This is a genomic window from Microterricola pindariensis (genome assembly GCF_002936985.1).
GTDB classification, from domain to species: domain Bacteria; phylum Actinomycetota; class Actinomycetes; order Actinomycetales; family Microbacteriaceae; genus Microterricola; species Microterricola pindariensis.
On record NZ_MPZN01000013.1, the window covers coordinates 1 to 14,643 of the forward strand.

At 70.1% G+C, this 14,643-nt stretch carries 11 protein-coding genes; 5 read left to right on the plus strand and 6 right to left on the minus strand.

The annotated features are described in order from the left end of the window. Nucleotides 1–683 (plus strand): FAD-dependent monooxygenase (locus GY24_RS05705; protein ID WP_193953506.1); only part of this gene is annotated, 683 nt, incomplete at its 5' end. A 47-nt stretch (nt 684–730) separates the two neighbouring features. Here GY24_RS05705 and GY24_RS05710 read toward each other — a convergent pair. Beyond that, on the minus strand, nt 731–1,129 hold the full coding sequence (locus tag GY24_RS05710) for a hypothetical protein (RefSeq protein ID WP_104474771.1): 399 nt from the start codon (nt 1,127–1,129) through the stop codon (nt 731–733). Between the two features lie 336 nt (nt 1,130–1,465). Here GY24_RS05710 and GY24_RS05715 point away from each other — a divergent pair, with 336 nt between their 5' ends. Further along, a complete protein-coding gene (locus GY24_RS05715; RefSeq protein WP_104474772.1) occupies nt 1,466–2,773 on the plus strand; it encodes a cytochrome P450 in 1,308 nt (435 codons plus the stop codon). Between the two features lie 85 nt (nt 2,774–2,858). Here the strand turns inward: GY24_RS05715 and poxB are convergent, their stop codons facing one another. Beyond that, nucleotides 2,859–4,583, minus strand: coding sequence for a ubiquinone-dependent pyruvate dehydrogenase (poxB, locus tag GY24_RS05720; RefSeq protein WP_104474773.1), 1,725 nt, complete (start codon nt 4,581–4,583; stop codon nt 2,859–2,861). Nucleotides 4,584–4,784: 201 nt separating this feature from the next. Between poxB and GY24_RS05725 the strand changes: the two genes are divergently transcribed. Further along, entirely contained in the window at nt 4,785–7,634 is a 2,850-nt protein-coding gene (locus GY24_RS05725; protein ID WP_233279218.1) for a purple acid phosphatase family protein, read from the plus strand. Between the two features lie 10 nt (nt 7,635–7,644). On the opposite strand, the gene GY24_RS18035 is transcribed toward GY24_RS05725, so the two are convergent. Beyond that, a complete protein-coding gene (locus GY24_RS18035) occupies nt 7,645–7,911 on the minus strand; it encodes a hypothetical protein (protein WP_104474774.1) in 267 nt (88 codons plus the stop codon). A 128-nt stretch (nt 7,912–8,039) separates the two neighbouring features. Between GY24_RS18035 and GY24_RS05740 the strand changes: the two genes are divergently transcribed. Beyond that, nucleotides 8,040–9,758 carry an IlvD/Edd family dehydratase gene (locus tag GY24_RS05740; RefSeq protein WP_104474775.1) on the plus strand — a complete coding sequence of 573 codons (1,719 nt, stop codon included), beginning with the start codon at nt 8,040–8,042 and terminating at the stop codon, nt 9,756–9,758. 24 nt (nt 9,759–9,782) lie between these two features. Next, nucleotides 9,783–10,817, plus strand: coding sequence for a zinc-dependent alcohol dehydrogenase (locus GY24_RS05745; protein WP_104474776.1), 1,035 nt, complete (start codon nt 9,783–9,785; stop codon nt 10,815–10,817). A 203-nt stretch (nt 10,818–11,020) separates the two neighbouring features. Here GY24_RS05745 and GY24_RS05750 read toward each other — a convergent pair whose 3' ends face one another. Genes GY24_RS05750 through GY24_RS05760 form a run of 3 tightly spaced genes read right to left on the minus strand, consistent with a single transcriptional unit; the run spans nt 11,021 to nt 14,642 of the window. Further along, nucleotides 11,021–12,739 carry a CocE/NonD family hydrolase gene (locus tag GY24_RS05750; RefSeq protein WP_104474777.1) on the minus strand — a complete coding sequence of 573 codons (1,719 nt, stop codon included), beginning with the start codon at nt 12,737–12,739 and terminating at the stop codon, nt 11,021–11,023. Beyond that, nucleotides 12,736–13,677, minus strand: coding sequence for an MBL fold metallo-hydrolase (locus GY24_RS05755; protein ID WP_104474778.1), 942 nt, complete (start codon nt 13,675–13,677; stop codon nt 12,736–12,738). Before GY24_RS05755 ends, GY24_RS05750 begins: the two co-directional genes overlap by 4 nt. Further along, a complete protein-coding gene (locus GY24_RS05760; protein ID WP_104474779.1) occupies nt 13,674–14,642 on the minus strand; it encodes an alpha/beta hydrolase in 969 nt (322 codons plus the stop codon). The genes GY24_RS05755 and GY24_RS05760 overlap by 4 nt, the downstream gene beginning before the upstream one ends. Between the last annotated feature and the right edge of the window lies 1 nt (nt 14,643).

The following is a 14,643-nucleotide window of genomic DNA, read 5'->3' on the forward strand; positions in this document are numbered from 1 at the left end:
CCCGCACCGCCGTCACCGGCTCCCCGACCGGCGGCTACTTCCGTGAGTACCCGTTCGCCTGGTTCGGCATCCTCACCGAGGCTCCGCCGAGCGCCGAGGAGCTGATCTACAGCAGCTCACCGGCCGGCTTCGCCCTGATCAGCCAGCGCAGCCCCGAGGTGCAGCGCATGTACTTCCAGTGCGATCCAGACGCCGACCCGAACGCGCTGACGGATGCCGAGATCTGGGCCACCCTGCAGGAGCGCGTTCCCGGCACCGAACTGGCCGAGGGCCCCATCTTCCAGCGCGACGTGCTGCGCTTCCGCAGCTTCGTCGCCCACGAGCTGCGCCACGGCCGGGTCGCCCTCGTCGGCGACGCCGCGCACACCGTGCCGCCCACCGGCGCCAAGGGCATGAACCTCGCCGTGGCCGATGTGCTCCTGCTCAACCGCGCCCTCCGCGCCCTGCTGCTCGAGGGCGACGAGCGGCCGCTCGACGGCTACGCCGACACCGCGCTGCGCCGCATCTGGAAGGCCCAGCACTTCTCCTGGTGGATGACGAGCATGCTGCACACGGCCCCCGACGCGAGCGACTTCGACCAGCGGCGCCAGCTCGGCGAGCTGCGCGGCGTGGTCGAGTCCGAGGCCGGCAGCGCCTACCTCGCCGAGGCGTACACCGGCTGGCCGCTGGAGGCCGGCGTCTAGGGGCGGGCCGACCAGCCCCGGGTGCCGGTGCGCGGCTCGACTCGCGATCAGGGCGTGGTGTCGGGGCGCGGTCGTTCGGGCGCGGCATCGCCGCCGCGGCGCGCGTCGTCGACGTCCGGGTCGACGGCATCCGCCTCGCGAAACTGCTCCTCGGATTTCGCTTGGAGGGTGGCGGCCTCCGACTGCCGCGACTCGGCCTCCCGTTGCAAGCGGTCCGCCTCGATGCGGCCCAGTTCGGCTTCGGCCGCGGCACGCTGGGCTTCGGCGTCGTTCTTGCGGGCGTCCTCCGCCCCCTCCTGCGCCTGGGCGCGGATGTCCTCCGCCTTGCGCCGGTCGGCGGCGGCAGTCGCCTCCCGGCGCTGCTTCGAGAAGTAATACACGACGCCAATCACGACGATCACCACGATGACGCCGACGACGATCCACAGGACAATGCTGGTATCCATGAACTTTCCGCCTCTCTGCGGAGCTGGGACGCCCCCAGTCAACGCCTTTTCCCGCGAGATGGCAACGGCGCCGCTGCGCGGCTACGCCACCCCCAGCTGAATGGTGTGCCAGCCTTTCGCCCCGTTGGGCACCGGCGGCACGTTGGTGCCGCCCTGCGTCGCGCCCGCCGCTGCCGCTCGCGGCCCTCGGCCGGGCTGGTCGATTTATCACAGAGGACCCCCCGACGGCTATCCCCTAGAACCGCTCCGCTCTCGCTGGAACCATGGAGGGATGTCTCCCACAAACGTCCGCGCCGCCTCTGCGGCCGCCGCCCCAGCCCGCGAGCAGGTGACCCGATGAGTGGCCTGATCCACGACGACTCCCTGTCGTTCCTCACCCGCGGCTACGACTTCGGCGCGCACATCTGGCGCCGCACCCGCCAGGGCGCTCGGGCCGTGCCCCTGCGCCTGCTCGGGGGCGACGCGCTTCTCGTGCGCGGCAGCGACGGCGTCGCCCTCTTCTATGACGACACCCGCATCGCGCGCCACGGGGCGATGCCCGCATTCGTGCAGGACACGCTCTTCGGGCGCGGCTCGGTGCACAGCCTCGACGGCGCGGCGCACCATCATCGCAAGGCGACGTTCGTGGATGTCGCCTACGAGGACGCGCAGGTCGAACGGCTGCGGCCACTGCTTCAGACGGAGTGGCGGTCGGAGCTCGACGCCTGGCTGGGCGGCGGCGAGCGCACCGCCTACGACGCCGCGGTCGGCGCGTTCGGGCGGGCGATCATGCGCTGGGCCGGCCTGCCCGGCACGCGCGAGGCCCAGACCCGGTGGGCGGCGCGGCTGGCACAGATCGTCGACGGATTCGGTGTGCCCTACTCGCCCGAGTACCTGCTCGCCTACGGCAACAGGTTGTGGTCGGATCGTCATGCGCAACGCCTGATCGAGGCCGTGCGCGCCGGAACGCTCGACGCCGAGGCGGGCACCGCCCTCGCCGAGTGGGCGAGCCACCGCGATCCGAGCGGTGACCTTCTCCCTGCGCGGCTGGCCGGAATCGAGCTGCAGAACAGCATCCGGCCGATGATCGCGGTCGCCCGTTTCGTCGCCTTCGCCGCGAAAGAACTGCACGACCGTCCGGAGTGGCGCTCTCGGATCGCGGCCGAGGCGGCCGAGCGCGGGTCCCTCGTCGACGGCCCGCTCGCGACGGCCTTCGCGCAGGAGATCCGACGCACGGCCCCGTTCGTGCCGATGCTGCCGGGGCGGGCGCTCGCCGACATCGAGCTGGACGGCGAACGTTTGCGCGCCGGCGGGCGGGTGGTGCTCGACATCCTGGGCACCGACACGGACTCGCGGTCGTGGCCGCAGGCCGAGAGTTTCGACCCCGAGCGCTTCGAGGGCGTCGAGGACTACGAGGCGCTCACGGCCTTCGTTCCGCACGGTGGGGCCGATGTGGCAAGCGGGCATCGCTGCCCCGGCGAGAAGCTCGCGATCGCGGGGCTGGCGGCCGCCGTCTCAGCGCTCAGCGATCCGGGCGTGACGATCCTCGGCACCGGTCTCGACGTCAATCGCCGACGCCTTCCCACCAAGCCCGCCTCGGGCGGCCGCATGCGCGCCGAGGGAGCCGAGGGAACGACCTCGCGTTGCCCGGTGCACCGAGGCTGACCAAGCGCGGCATCGTGGACTGAGCCCCGCGCTGCACGCCGCTGCTCGGGGTCAGAACCAGCCCGGCGTCAGAACGAGCCCGGCGTCAGAACAACTGGCGCCAGTTCGCGCGAGCCAGATCGAGCAGCTCGTCGCCGCGCCCGGACATCACGGTGCGCAGCGCGTAGAGGGTGAACCCCTTCACCTGCTCGGCTGTGATTGCCGGCGGCATCGACAGCTCCTGTGGCTCGGTCACCACATCGAGCAGCGCGGGGCCGTCGACGGCGAGGAACTCGGTGACCGCCTGTTCCAGATCCTCCGAGCGCTCGACGCGTCGGCCGTGGATGCCCATCGCCTCGGCGAGGCTCGCGAAGTCGGGGTTGCGCAGCTCGGTGCCGAAGGTGATGAACCCGGCGGCCTTCATCTCGAGCTCGACGAAGTTCAGCGACGAGTTGTTGTACACGACGACCTTCACGGGGAGCCGGTTCTGTGTGAGCGTGATCAGCTCGCCGAGCATCATGCTCAGGCCGCCGTCACCGGCCAGGGCGACGACCTGGCGCTCCGGCTGCGCGGCCTGGGCGCCGATCGCGTGGAGCAGGGCGTTCGCCATCGAGCCGTGGCTGAACGAGCCGACCAGCCGGCGCGCGCCGTTCATGTGCAGGTAGCGCGCCGCCCAGACGACGGGCGAACCCACGTCTGCGGTGAACACGGCATCCGCCCCGGCCAGCGAATCGAGAAGCTTGGTGAGGTACTGCGGATGGATCGGCCGGCCGGTGGCCGCGGGCACGGCGAGCTCGTCGAGCTTCGCCCGGGTCGCGGCGAAGTGACTGAGCGCGTCGTCGAGGTGGCGGCGTGATTCCTTGCGCTCGATCAGCGGCAGCAGGCTCCGGGCGGTGTCGCCCACATCGCCGACGAGGCCGAGGTCGACCGGATGCCGGCGGCCCAACTGCGCACCCCGGATGTCGACCTGCACCGTCGTTGCCCGGCTCGGGTAGAACTGTTGATACGGGAAGTCGCTGCCGAGCACCAGCACGAGGTCGGCCGCCTCCATCGCGCGGTAGCCGGACGCGAACCCGAGCAGCCCCGTCATCCCGACGTCGAAGGGGTTGTCGTACTCGATGAACTCCTTGCCGCGCAGCGCGTGCACGATGGGCGCGGCGAGCAGATCGGCCAGCGCGATGACATCGTCGTGCGCGCCCTCCACGCCCGCGCCGGCGAGGATGGTGACCTTCTTCGCGCCGTTCAGCAGCGCGGCCGCCTCGGCGAGCTCGGGCCGGCTCGGAGTGACCACCGGGTTGGCGCGGCGAATCCGCACGGCCCGCTGCTCGGTCGCGCGGGCCAATGCCACGTCGCCCGGGATCACGACGACGGCCACTCCGCGCAGCTCGATCGCCGAGCGCATGGCGATCTCGAGCACACGCGGCATCTGGCTGGGGTCGGCCACGTACTCGACGTAGACGGACGCCTCCCGGAACAGCTCCTGTGGGTGCGTCTCTTGGAAGTAGCCGCTGCCGATCTCCGCCGTGGGGATGTGCGCCGCGATTGCGAGCACCGGCACCCTCGACCTGTTCGCGTCGAACAGGCCGTTGATGAGGTGGAGGTTGCCCGGCCCACAGGAGCCGGCCACGACGGCCAGCTCCCCGGTGAGCGCGGCATCGGCGGCCGCGGCGAATGCGGCCGTCTCCTCGTGCCGAACATGCACCCACCGGATCGTGCCGTCCTTGCGCAGGGCATCGGTGAAGCCGTTCAAGGAGTCGCCGGGGAGGCCGTACACCCGCCGCACCTCGTTGACCTTCAACACCTGGACGATGTTCTCTGCGACGGTTCCCATTGCCTTCTCCTCCGAGTAGCCCTGCGGGTGGTGCGCGTGCGGGCCACCCTACGCCGGGTTCCCGGGAAGCGGCACCGCGCGTTCGCCTGTGCGCCACCTGCGCGCCAGCCGGGAGACACTCGGTGCCGCTTCGATTGCAGGGGCTTGCCGCACGCTCGTGCGCCGCCGTGCCCACCCGCTCCCATGTGAAGGAATGAATTGATGACGACCAAGGACACAGTCCGCTGGCACAGACGGGGCGTGGTCTCGACCGCACTCCTGGCCGTGCTCGGCGGGGTGCTCGCTGCGCCGATGCCGGCGCTGGCCGCCCCCGACGTACCGACGGACCCGGTGGTGACGACCGCGAGCACCTCGTGGAAGTACCTCGACGATGGAACGGACCCGGTGAACGGCTCCGGCGCGCTGCGGGCGTGGACCGCCCCGGGCTTCGATGACTCCGCCTGGAAGAGCGCCACGGGCAGCTTCGGCGCCAAGAGCGGAAAGCTCGCCGCGGTGGGGCCGCACATGCCGGCCACCCTGCTCAACCACTACCTCAACGGCACCGCCGCCCCCACGGTGCCCACCTACTTCTTCCGCACGAGCTTCGACCTCCAGCCCGGCGTCGCCGACGCCGTCGGCTCGGTGCTCGGCGACGTCGTCTACGACGACGCCCTCGTCGTCTGGGTCAACGGCACGAAGGTCGCCGGCTTCGTCGACGACCGGGTCACCGAGACCAGCAACCAGGAGTACGCGGGCAACAGCGGCGGCGACCCCGTCGCCAGCAGCTTCAGCGTGGACCCCGAGCTGCTCGTCGACGGCACCAACACCGTGGCGATCGCGCTCTACCAGGACCGCGCCACGAGCTCGGACATCTACCTCGACGTGCCGTCGATCCGGCTCCTCCCCGTGCAGGACCCGGGCACGCCCGTCGTGGCTCCGCCGACCCGCGTCATCCTCACCCCGACGACCACCCCGGAGACCTCGCAGTCCTTCTCCTGGCTGGCTGGCGATGCCGGCCACGCGAGCGGACAGGTGCAGCTCCGGCCCGCGGCCGGTGGTGATGTGCGCACCGTCGACGCGTACCAGGCCGGCCTGGTGAACAACAACCCGAAGCCGCACTACTCCGCCACGGTGACCGGCCTCGCGCCCGCGACCGCCTACAGCTACCGCGTCGGCTTGGAGGGCAGCTGGAGCGAGTGGAAGACCTTCAGCACCGCCGACCCCGCCGCCACGGACTTCCAGTTCGTCTACTACGGCGACGCCCAGATCGGCCTGGACAGCACCTGGCCCGAGGTCGTGCGCCAGGCGGAGGCGACCGCGACCCGGTCCGTCGGATCCGTGCACGCCGGTGACCTCATCGACACCGGCAGCAACGAGACCCAGTGGAACAACTGGTTCACCGGGATGACCAACTCGGCGGCGAGCACCAACGTCATGGCCGCCCCCGGCAACCACGAGTACTCCGGCGACAAGAAGCTGGCGGCGTGGAAGGCGAACTTCGAGTACCCGCACAACAACCCCTCCACCGCGACCATCGGCGCCATGGCCGATCTCGCCGTCGGTGACACCGACGTTGCGCGCCAGTACGCCGCCTACTTCGCGCACTGGGAGGAGTTCGCCGCGGAGACGGTCTACTACACCGATTACCAGGGCGTGCGCTTCATCACGCTGAACGCGACACGCGACAGCGCCTTCCTGACCCCCGCCACCCTGCCGTCTTGCATCGGTGCCGAGTGCCCCTCCGGCAAGGTCTCCCGCCTCTGGACTGAGTTCCAGGGAGCCTGGCTCGACCAGGTGCTCACCGAGAGCGACTCGAAGTGGAACGTCGTCACCTTCCACCAGCCGGTCTTCTCGACGTCCGCCGGACGCGACGAGCCGGTGCTGCGCGAGATCTGGGTTCCCATCTTCCAGAAGCACAGCATCGACTTGGTGCTGATGGGCCACGACCACACCTACGCCCGCGGCTACATCAACGACGACCGCACCGAGACCGCCGGCATCACCGACGGCCCCGTCTACGCCGTCTCCAACTCGGGCGCCAAGCACTACAGCCTCGAGACCGAGGCCAAGAACGTCTGGACGAACAACAACGCCACCCAGGTGCTGCGGGGCGAGGGCGTGACCACCTACCAGGTCATCGACGTCTCGCAGGGCCAGCTGGTCTACCGCTCCTACCTCGCCGAGAAGACCGCCAACGCGACGACGGCCCTGCCGATCGGCGCCGTCTACGACGAGTTCACCATCACCAAGACGGATGCCGGAAAGAAGTGGGTCACCGAGGCCGGGATCACCCCGCCCGTCGACCCGGTGGACCCGGTTGACCCGGTTGACCCCGTTGACCCGGTCGACCCGGTCGACCCCGTCGACCCCGTTGACCCGGTTGACCCGGTTGACCCCGTCGACCCCGTTGACCCGGTCGACCCGGTTGACCCGGTCGACCCGGTCGACCCGGTCGACCCGGTTGACCCGGTCGACCCCGGAACCCTGCCGGCGCCGGTCGACCCGGCCACGCTCACCGAGCAGAACCGCGGCGGCATCACCGTGCCGGCGACCGCCACCCCGGGCCAGGCGATCACGGTCGAGCTGGGTGCTGCCAACGCCAACACCCCGGTGTGGCCGTGGATCTACTCCACGCCGACGTCCCTCGGCCAGGCCACGGCCAACGCCAGCGGCCAGATCAGCGCGGTGGTTCCGGCGGCTACCGAAGCGGGCGAGCACCGCATCGTCGTCCAGGCGGCCGACGGCTCCCTGCTCGGCTGGGCACCCGTGCAGGTCGTCCCGGTGAGCACCGGCGGCGGCGACGGAACCGACAACGGCAACGGCAACGGCAACGGCAACGGAAACGGTGCCGGCAACGGGAACGGCGCCGGATCCGGCGGTTCGACCGCGGGCAGCACCACCGGTTCCGCCACGTCGAACACGGGCGCCCTCGCCAGCACGGGCGCCGAGATCAGCACCGCGCTGATCGCCGCCCTCGCGCTGCTGCTCATCGGTGGCGCCACGGCGGTCGTGGCTGCGCGGCGCCGCCGTGCTGCCCTCGTCACGGCAAGCGAGCGGGACGCGCTGAGCTAGCGGCATCCGCTCAGAGAGGGGGCTCGGTCACACTGTGGCCGGGCCCCTTTTCGCGTCGCCTTCCGCGCCGGGCCCAGAGGATGCTCGCGACCGAACCGCCGACGGCAACCGCGAGTGCGACACCGGCGATCACCAGATAGCGAACCTCGGATGCCGGGCTGTACGGGAAGGTGTCGGCCCAGTCGAGGCCGAGCCGCACCACGAGCGCACCGAGCAGCCAGGCCGCGAGGATCCCCGACACGAGCAGGATCCGGCGGCGCGGGGCAGGAGACGTCATCGCTCCATTCTGCGGCAGGGGGGCGGCGATCCGGATTCGGCAGGGGCTACGCTGCATGCAAGCGTTCATTCTCTCCGGTTCCTCGCCGACGTTGTCGGCGGAATCGGGGAACGAGCGGAAGGGTCATCGTGGACCGTTTGCGCAGTGCCGACTGGTATCAAGGTTCGGACCGCAACGCCTACATCCACCGCGCCTGGATGCGGCGCGGGCTCCCCGGCGACGCGCTCGACGGCACGAAGCCGCAGATCGCGATCGCCAACACCGCGTCCGACCTGACGCCGTGCAACATGCACCTCAACGAGGTCGCGGAGAGCGTCAAGCAGGGCGTCTGGGCGGCCGGCGGCGTGCCGTACAACCTCCCCGTCGTCTCGCTCGGCGAGACCCAGGTGAAGCCCACGGCGATGCTGTGGCGCAACATGGCGGCGATGGCGATGGAGGAGATGTTCCGCGCCAACCCCATCGACGGGCTCGTGCTGCTCGGCGGCTGCGACAAGACGATCCCGGCACTGCTGATGGCGGCGGCATCCGTCAACCTCCCGGCGATCGTCGTGCCCGGCGGGCCGATGCTCACCGGCCACTTCCGCGGCGAGGCCCTCGGTTGCGGCACCGACGTGTGGCGGCTGAGCGAGGAGGTGCGGGCCGGCACCATCACGAACGCCCAGTTCCTGGAGTCGGAGCAGTCGACCATCCGCAGCAAGGGCCACTGCAACACGATGGGCACCGCCTCCACGATGGCCGTCGTCGCCGAGGCGCTCGGCATGACGATCCCCGGCTTCGCGGGCACCCCCGCGGCGGACGCCCGGCTGCTGAAGAAGTCGCACGAGACCGGGCGGCTGATCGTCGACATGGTGGCCGCGGGCCGCCGGCCGAGCGACATCATGACCAGGGAGTCGTTCCTCAACGCCATCATCGCCGTCGCCGCGGTCGGCGGATCCACCAACGCCGTCGTCCACCTGCTCGCCATCGCGGGCCGGCTCGGCATCGAGCTGAGCCTGGCGGACTTCGATGCGGCCGGGGCCGGCATCCCGGTCATGGCGAACCTGCAGCCGAGCGGCAGCTTCCTGATGGACGACCTGCACCGCGCCGGCGGGCTGCTCGCCCTGCTCGCGCAGATCGCCGACCTGCTGCACCCGGAGCCGATCACCGTCACCGGCACGCCCCTCGTCGACTCCCTCGGCGGCCACCCCGTCTACGACGACACCGTCATCCTGCCACGGGAGAAGCCGCTCCTGGCGGATGCCGGCATTGCCGTGCTGCGCGGCAACCTCGCGCCCCGCGGCGCGATCGTCAAACCCTCGGCCGCCACCCCGGAGCTCCTCCAGCACGTCGGCCCCGCGGTCGTCTTCGACAGCGTCGAGGACATGCGCGCCCGCATCGACGACCCGGATCTCGACGTCACGGCCGACTCGGTGCTGGTGCTCCGCGGCTGCGGCCCGCGCGGCTACCCGGGCATGCCCGAGGTCGGCAACATGCCGCTGCCGCGGAAGCTCTTGGAGGCCGGCGTGCGCGACATGGTGCGCATCAGCGACGCCAGGATGAGCGGCACCGCGTACGGCACCGTCATCCTGCACGTCGCGCCAGAGGCCGCGGCCGGCGGGCCGCTCGGGCTGGTGCGCACCGGCGACGTCATCCGGGTCGACGTCGCCGGGCGCTCGCTCAGCATGGACGTCAGCGAGGACGAGCTGCGCTCGCGCAGCCAGAGCCCGGCAAGCGAGGCGGCGTACGCGAAACCCGGCCGCGGCTGGGCGAAGCTCTACGTCGACCATGTCATGCAGGCAGACACCGGGGCAGACCTCGACTTCCTGGTCGGGTCCAGCGGAGATGAGGTCAGCCGTGAATCGCACTGACGGCGAAAACTGGGAGGAACCCTCATGCGCGCACTCATTGTGACGGCCCCGCGGAAGGCGGAGGTCCGGGATGTCCCGGCGCCGGTCGCGGCGCCAGGCCAGCTGCTCGTCGACGTGGAACGGGTCGGCATCTGTGGCACGGATGTCGAGCTGTACACCGGCCAGATGGCCTACATCCAGCACGGGCGCACCCACTTTCCGCTTCGGCCCGGGCATGAGTGGGCCGGCCGGGTCGTCGCGGTCGGCTCCCCCGCTGATGAGAGCTGGCTCGGGCTGCGCGTCACCGGTGACACCATGCTCGGCTGCGGGCGCTGCCAGTTCTGCCAGGGCGGCCACCACCACGTTTGCCCCGACCGCTTCGAGGTCGGCATCCTCGACGGCTGGGCCGGTGCCCTCGCCGAGCAGGTGCTCATCCCGACGCGCTACGCACACCCGATCCCGGAGAGTGTCAGTGTCACGGCCGCCGCACTCGTCGAACCCGGCGGCAACTCGCTGCGGGCCGTGCGCGCGGCGGCGATCGAGCCGGGCCACAGCGTGCTCGTGCTCGGCTCCGGAGCCATCGGCCTGCTCGCCGCCCAGTTCGCACTGGCCGAGGGTGCCGAGGTGCACGTCGGCGGCGTGCGCGAAGGCTCACTGGAACTGGCGCGGTCGCTCGGCGTGCAGCACACCTGGCAGCTGGACGAGCTCGCCGGCGGGCACGGCAACGAGTTTGACGCCGTGATCGAGGCGACCAGCGACGAGCGGATGCCGGCCCTCTCCGTCATGCTGGCGAAGCCGGCGGGCCGCGTCGTCTACATCGGCCTGGCATCCACCCCCAGTCTCCTCGACACGCGGCGCATCGTCTTCAGAGACCTCACCGCCGTCGGCATCCTCTCCGCCTCCCCCGGCTTGGCCGGGGCGATCGAGGGCTTCGCCAGCGGCGCGGTGGTGCCCGACTCGCTCGTCAGCGAGGTCATCTCGCTGGAGGAGGTGCCGAGCCGGCTCGAGGGGGTGCGCGGCGCGGCAGCGGGCCCCGGGCCGAAGGTGCACGTCGACCCGCGGCGGCTCTTCGAAAAGTAGTGCGCGACCCAGAATGACGCTCAGAACGATGACGCCGACGACTACTCACAGGAGAAGGTTCGTATCCACGATCTTTCCGCCTCTCGGCGGAGATGGGTCGATAACGGGCTGGGTCGACAACGGGCTGGGTCGACAGCGGGGTGGGTCGATGTGGCTGCGCGACGGCTGCATGCCTCAAGAAACGGGGCACCGCCTGGCGACGATCAGCCCTTCGTGAAGGGAAGCACCAGCCGCGACGGATGCTCGGCATCGCGGTACACCTTGTGCGTGACCGGGCGACCAACGGGCAGGTGGAACGCGTCGGGAGGCAGCAAGGCATTGTGCTCATCAGACAGCGGCTCATCGTTGGAGAGCTCGGCCACCAATCGATGCCCGGGCAGCAGCGTCGCCGCGAAGGGATAGATCCGCAGCACATACTCCTCGATCACCCCGGGCTCGACGGGAACGGCACGGGTATGCGGGTGATGGGGGTTGCCCTCTGTGGTGAGCTCGAGGTCGAGCTCGCGGTGCGAGGCCTTCAGGTACGCCGAGGTCAGCAGTCGACGCGGAGCGCCGGGCGCTTCGTCCCAGAACCGCATGATGAGGTTCGTGTCCGGCTGATCGATCTCGACGAACAGGTGCGCGGCACCCGTCCCGATCATCTCCACCGCTTCCTCGAAGGGTGCTGTGGTCCAGCGCAGCACCTCGACCTTGTCGGTCACGGTGAGCGGCGCCTGGTAGAAGCCGTCGGGGGCGGCGGCCGTGGCATCCATCGACTCCGGTTCGGCGGAGAGCCGCCCTCGCGTGCGCAGATAGAGCGGGCGGTGTTCGACTGGCTTCGGGGGGAACTCCTCGCCTTCGGCATACTCGCGCGTGCCCTCAACGAACACACTCACTGCGGGCTCGTCCATCACCCCATTGTCGATTCCCTTGATCCAGTGGTCGTACCAGCGGAACATCTTGTCGTGTTCCTCGACCCAGGGCCGCGACTGCATGGGAGGGTATGAGCCGATCGTCAGCTTCTTCGGGCCGCCGAGCCGGTTGAACGTCTCGATGGTGCCGTCGATGGTCCACCCGCGACCCTGATCGATCTGCAGCCACACAGGCACCTCGACCTGGGAAGCGAGGTTGATGGGGTTGCGCTCCTCGTACCACTCGCCGTCGAACTCGTTGGTGATGATGTCGAACCACGCCTCGTGATTGGTCGGATAGTGCAGGGTGTGCACGAGGTTCGGCCATGCCTGCACATCGGGGTCGGCGAGGCGTGCAGCGACGCGGGCCCTGACTTCCTCGTCGGGCACCGTCTCCAGCATCCGGCTCTTGACCCTGTCTGTGAACGCCCAGCCGGAGTCCCCGCCGCGCCCTTCCCTGGCGGCACGCGGCATGAACCACATGATGCCGCCGTGGTAGGTGGTCTCGTAGAAGTCGTAGTGACCACCCGAGATGAACAGGGCCCTCAGGTGTGGGGGTCGCTCGGCCGCAGCCAACAACTGCATCGACCCAAAGTAAGAGATGCCGATCATGCCGACCCGACCGTCACACCAGGGCTGCTCGGCGACCCACTCGATGAAGTCGTAGGCGTCCTGGCCGAGCGAGACGCCGCCGGCGTTGTAGTTCCCGATGTGCTCACCCTCTGACCCACCCGAACCGCGCAGATCGCCGATCACGTGCACGTAGCCCTCGTCGACGACGCGCGCGATGTCCCCGGCCTCGATGCAGCCATCCCACATCGGCGAGGGCCGGCGCTGCGGTGGCATTGTCAGGGCCAGCGCCTGCAGCTCCTTGCCGTATGGGCTCAGCGCGACGAGCGCGGGGCGCGGCTCGTCGTCTGCCGCACCATAGGCGTCGGCGACGAGCGCCACGCCGTCACGCATCGGAACACGCAGATCTTTGTGGACGCCGATGGTGCGACCTCCAGCGGAGATGGTGCGGAAATCGGTCATGAGGTTGCTCCTCGTTCGGTGCCGAACTGCGTGAGGTACGCGTTCATGGTTGTGAAGAAAGGTGCCGGTTCGAGGGTCGGGTCGCCCGCGTAGTTGAGCTCTTCGGCGACGGACTGGAACGGCGAATATGGCGAAGCTGTCGCGCGCAGCCCCAGCTCCAGGTGCGAGAGGACGGATGCCCGGATGCGGGCCTCGTTGTCGATGCTGCCCTGGATCGCCTCGAGTGCGTCCGAAGCGTCGAGCACCTCGGGAAACGGTGTTCCATCGGCGCGGCGGTAGGGGTGCCCGAGATACAGACGCTGCGGCCGAACGTCGTCGCGCAGGAACTCGAGGCTCGCGCGATACTGGTTCGGGTCTTCGTAGCCAGGGAACCAGCTCGCGGCGCCATAGCCCTGGACGGCATCGCCGACGAAGACGTCTCCGGTCTCTTCGACGACGTAGGCCACGGCACCGATGGTGTGTCCGGGAATGGAATGCACTGCGACACGGACGCCGCCACCGAGGTCGAGCACCTCACCACCGTCGAGGGCGAGCGTCGGTTCCATCTCGCCGGAGATCGCGTCGCGCAGCAGGGCCTCCTCCGTGGCCTCTCCGTCGGGGTCGCTCAGCCATTTTCCGCGTCCCGAGCGCCACTCCTCGACGTGCGCCTCGCGCGAACGCAACATCGGCACGTCGCCCTGGTGGATGACGACCTGCGCCCGCCGACCGGTCAGCTCCCACACTGCATGTGCGCCGCCGATGTGATCGATGTGTCCGTGCGTGAGCAGGATCCAACGCACGTCTTCGATGCGGCGCCCGATCGCCTCGAGCCCGGCGCGCATCCCGCCGATGGATTCGGTCACTCCGGTGTCGACGATCGCGGGCTCAGGTGCATCGATGTAGAAGGTGCGCAAACCGAACCGACCCCAGGGAGCAACGAGCGGATGGATGCCGGTCATTGGAGCCCCTTCGGCAGCGTCGGAGCTGTGCCGGTCTCCAGGAACGCCGCTGTCTCGGCGAAGGCGGCTCCGTATTCCGGCAGCCACGCAAAATGCTGCACGAAACCGTGGCCCGCCCCTTCGTAGCGATGCACGACGGTGGGAACGCCGGCATCGGTCAGCCGCTGACCGTACTGCTCGCCCTCGTCGCGCATCGGGTCAAGTTCAGCGGTCAGGATGAGGGCGGCAGGAAGGCCGGACAGGTTCGGTCGCCCAATCGGCGAGACGCGCGGGTCGAGCGGGTCGGCCCCGCTCGTGAAGTAGAACGCGTTGAACGGCGCGATCCCAGCGGTCTCCAGGCCGAAGCCCACGGCGTTCTCGACCATCGAGGGGTAGCGGTTCGGGTCGAGGTCGAGGTCGACAGACGGGTAGTAGAGCACTTGGTGCGTGATCCGGTCGACGCCACGGTCGTGCAGCAGCGACGCCGCAACAGTGGCGATCGTGCCGCCGGAGCTGTCCCCGACGACGGCGAGTGTCGTGCCGTCCCAGCCCGCCGACTCACCCTCGGAGATCAGCCAGTCGATGACTCCGACCGCGTCGTCGAGCGCGGCGGGGAACGGATGCTCCGGCGCCAGCCGATATCCCACCGAGAACACGCGCAGACCGGTCGCTGTTGCCAGGCGGCGGGCGACATCGTCGTGCGTGTTCAGGCTGCCGAGGAAGTAGGCGCCGCCATGGAAGTAGACGATCGCGCCGGAGGTCGGGGCATCCGTGTCGGAGTAAACCCGCACCGGAACAGCCCCCGTCGGTGCCTGCACGACGATGTCCGTGACGTGCGCGACCGGGTGTCGGTCGGGCAGTGCCGGAACCTGCGACTCCTCGCCGGCGCGCATCGCGGCGGGGTCGAGCGGGGCGGGGTCGAGCGGGGCGGGTTCTTCGTGCGGGAGGGAGGCCAGGAAACGCGCGATCTCGGGGTGCAGGGGCATG